General features: G+C 71.6%; 5 protein-coding genes. All 5 read left to right on the forward strand.

Going from position 1 to position 3338, the window contains the following annotated elements; all coding sequences use genetic code 11:
- Positions 1-422: ATP-binding cassette domain-containing protein (locus FRW57_RS19230; protein WP_152186792.1), on the forward strand; the 422-nt coding region annotated here is incomplete at its 5' end.
- On the forward strand, positions 419-1153 hold the full coding sequence (locus FRW57_RS19235) for an ABC transporter permease (RefSeq protein WP_137121387.1): 735 nt from the start codon (positions 419-421) through the stop codon (positions 1151-1153). The genes FRW57_RS19230 and FRW57_RS19235, both read left to right, overlap by 4 nt.
- Before the next feature lie 13 nt (positions 1154-1166).
- Complete coding sequence (locus tag FRW57_RS19240) at positions 1167-2156, forward strand: proline dehydrogenase family protein (RefSeq protein ID WP_238999493.1); 990 nt, start codon at positions 1167-1169, stop codon at positions 2154-2156.
- 5 nt (positions 2157-2161) lie between these two features.
- Entirely contained in the window at positions 2162-2968 is an 807-nt protein-coding gene (proC, locus tag FRW57_RS19245; protein ID WP_137121388.1) for a pyrroline-5-carboxylate reductase, read from the forward strand.
- Positions 2969-3034: 66 nt separating this feature from the next.
- Positions 3035-3338 (forward strand): GNAT family N-acetyltransferase (locus FRW57_RS19250; protein WP_152186793.1); only part of this gene is annotated, 304 nt, incomplete at its 3' end.

Raw genomic sequence — 3338 nt, forward strand, 5'->3', positions numbered from 1 at the left:
CCCGACAGCTGCCCCGCGAGCGCGTCGACCTGGGTAGTCACGTCGACGCGCTCGCGGGCCAGCTGTCGGGTGGGCAGCGGTCGCGGGTCTCGTTGGCCGCAGCCCTGGTGGGGTCGCCGGACCTGTTGGTGCTCGACGAGCCCACCGTCGGCCTCGACCCGGTGCTGCGCCGGGACCTGTGGGAGCTCTTCCACCGGCTCGCGGACGGGGGCACGACCCTGCTGGTCTCGAGCCACGTGATGGACGAGGCCTCCCGCTGCGACCGCCTCCTGCTGTTGCGCGAGGGGCGGATCCTCGCGGACGACACCCCCGCCGGGCTGCTCGACCGCACCGGCGCCGCCGACGCCGAGCAGGCGTTCCTGCGGCTCATCGACCAGGCCACCGGCGTGGCCGGGGACTCCGCGGCGAAGGAGCGGTCATGAGCCTCCGGCTGACCCTGGCCACCACGGCACGGGTGTTGCGGCAGGTCAAGGCCGATCCGCGCACCGTGGCCATGCTCGTCATCGTGCCCTGCCTCCTGATGGGGCTGCTCGCCTGGATCTACCACGACAGTCCGGTCTTCGACCACATCGGCGGGCCGCTGCTCGGGATCTTCCCCTTCGTGGTGATGTTCCTCGTGACCAGCGTGGCCACCCTGCGCGAGCGCACCTCCGGGACCCTGGAGCGGCTGCTGTCCACGCCCCTCGGCAAGGGCGACTTCCTCGCCGGATATGCCTTGGCCTTCGGCCTGCTGGCCGTCCTGCAGGCCGTCGTCGTGACCGCCTTCGCGGTGTGGGTCTGCGGTCTCGACGTGGCCGGGTCCGTGTGGGTGCTCGTGGTCGTCGCGGTCGTCGACGCGGTGCTCGGCGCGGCGATCGGCTTGTTCGTCAGCGCCTTCGCACGCACCGAGTTCCAGGCCGTCCAGTTCATGCCGGCGTTCGTCCTCCCACAGTTCCTGCTCTGCGGCCTGCTGGTCGCCCGGGCCGACCTGCCCGGCTTCCTGCACGCGGTCTCGGACGTGCTGCCCCTCTCGTATGCCGTCGACGCGATGGTCCACGTGAGCTCCTCCCCTGACGGCACCGGAGCCGCCTTCGCCGACGTCGGTATGGTGGCCGGCTTCGTGGTGGTCGCGATCGCGCTGGGGTCGCTCACCCTGCGGCGCCGCACGCCCTGATCGGGACTAGCCTGTGAGCGCACTGCAGGCACATCCCACGGAGGACCACGTGATCGACGCGAGCGGCGTGCTGCGCCAAGGACTGCTCCAGCTCAGCCGGAGCAACCAGCTGCGCAGCATCATCGAGAAGGCGCCGGTCAGCCGGTCGGTCGTGCAACGGTTCGTCGCCGGTGCCACCACGGCCGACGCCGTCCGGGCCACCCAGGCCCTGTGCGACTCCGGACGACTCGTGACGATCGACTACCTCGGCGAGGACACCCTCGACCTCGATCAGGCCAAGGCCACCCGCGACGCCTACCTGACGCTGCTCGCCGCGCTGGGCTCGTCGGGCCTGGCCGAGGACGGCCGGGCCGAGGTCAGCGTCAAGCTCAGCGCGGTGGGACAGTTCCTGCCCGGCGACGGCCACAAGATCGCGCTCGACCACGCGCGAGAGATCTGCCAAGCGGCCGTCAACGCCGGCACGACCGTGACGCTCGACGCCGAGGACCACACCACCACCGACGCGACCATGGAGACGCTGCTCGAGCTGCGCCAGGACTTCCCGAGCACCGGAGCGGTCCTGCAGGCCTACCTGCACCGCACCGAGGGTGACTGTCGCGACCTGGCCCACGAGGGCAGCCGGGTCCGGCTGTGCAAGGGCGCCTACAAGGAGCCGGAGTCGGTCGCCTACCAGAAGTCGTCGGACGTCGACCTGTCCTATGTCCGCTGCCTCAAGGTGCTGATGGAGGGCAAGGGCTACCCGATGGTGGCAAGCCACGATCCCCGGCTGGTGCAGATCGCGGGAGCGCTCGCGGCCAAGGCCCGCCGCCAGGCCGACTCCTTCGAGTTCCAGATGCTCTACGGCATCCGTCCGGACGAGCAGAAGCGGATCGCCGAGCGCGGCGACCAGATGCGGGTCTACCTGCCCTACGGCGAGCAGTGGTACGGCTACCTCATGCGCCGTATGGCCGAGCGACCTGCCAACACCTTCTTCTTCCTGCGCGCCGTCGCGACCAAGGGGTGAGCGACGTGTCGACAGTGGCCATCCTCGGCACCGGGGTCATGGGTGAGACCCTCCTGTCCGGCCTGATCCGCTCGGGGCGCGATGCCGCCGACCTGGTCATCACCGGCCGCAACGAGGAGCGCACACGGGAGCTCGCGGCGCGGTATGCCGTGCGCCTGGCCGACAACGCCACCGCCGCTTCCGAGGCCGACACCGTCGTGCTCGTCGTGAAGCCGCAGGACATGGCGGCGTTGCTCGACCAGGTCGCCGACCACCTGCGTCCCGGCGCGCTGGTGGTCTCGGTCGCTGCGGGCATCACCACGGCGTCGGTGGAGGCCCGGCTCGCAGCCGGCACGCCGGTGGTGCGGGTCATGGCCAACACCCCCGCCATGGTCGACCAGGGGATGGCTGCGGTCGCGGGGGGCCAGCACTGCGACGAGGACCACCTGGCCGAGGCCGAGGCACTGTTCCGGTCCTGTGGCAAGGTCCTGCGCATCCCCGAGCGGCACCTCGACGCGGTCACCGCGATCAGCGGCAGCGGACCGGCATACATCTTCTATGTGGTGGAGGCCATGATCGAGGCGGGCGTGCTGCTCGGGCTGCCCCGCGGCACCTCCACCGAGCTCGTGGTGCAGACGGTCACCGGCGCGGCCACCATGCTCAAGGAAACGGGGCAGCACCCCACCGTCCTGCGCGAGCAGGTCTCCAGCCCGGGTGGCACCACGATGGCCGCGCTGCGCCAGCTCGACGACAACAAGGTGCGGGCGGCCTTCCTGACCGCCATCGAGGCGGCGGCCCAGCGCTCCCACGACCTCGCCTCCGGGCAGGTCTGATCGGCCGTGTCGGCTCCCCAGGCGCGACCCGCTCGCCCCGCCCGTCTCGAGGGAGCGCCGGTCACCGTGCGCGCCCTGGAGCCCGACGACTGGCAGGTCTACCGCGAGATCCGGCTGGCCATGCTCGCCGACTCGCCCGAGGCCTTCGCGTCACGCTACGAGGACGTGGTGCGGCGGGACGAGACCGAGTGGCGCCGGGTGCTGACCGACTGCGACCACTTCCTCGCCGAGCAGGACGGGGCCACGGTGGGCGGCGCCGGGCTGGTCGAGCACGAGGGTGAGCTCAACCTCATCGGGATGTATGTCGTGCCGGACCACCGCGGCGGGCCGGCGGCCACGCTGCTGGTTGCCGCGGTCGCTGACCGGGCGC

This window comes from Segeticoccus rhizosphaerae (assembly GCF_009192725.1).
Taxonomy (GTDB): domain Bacteria; phylum Actinomycetota; class Actinomycetes; order Actinomycetales; family Dermatophilaceae; genus Segeticoccus; species Segeticoccus rhizosphaerae.

Coding starts and splice junctions, on each gene's coding strand:
- FRW57_RS19235 (WP_137121387.1), top strand. CDS start 419: ATGAGCCTCCGGCTGACCCTGGCCACCACGGCACGGGTGTTGCGGCAG.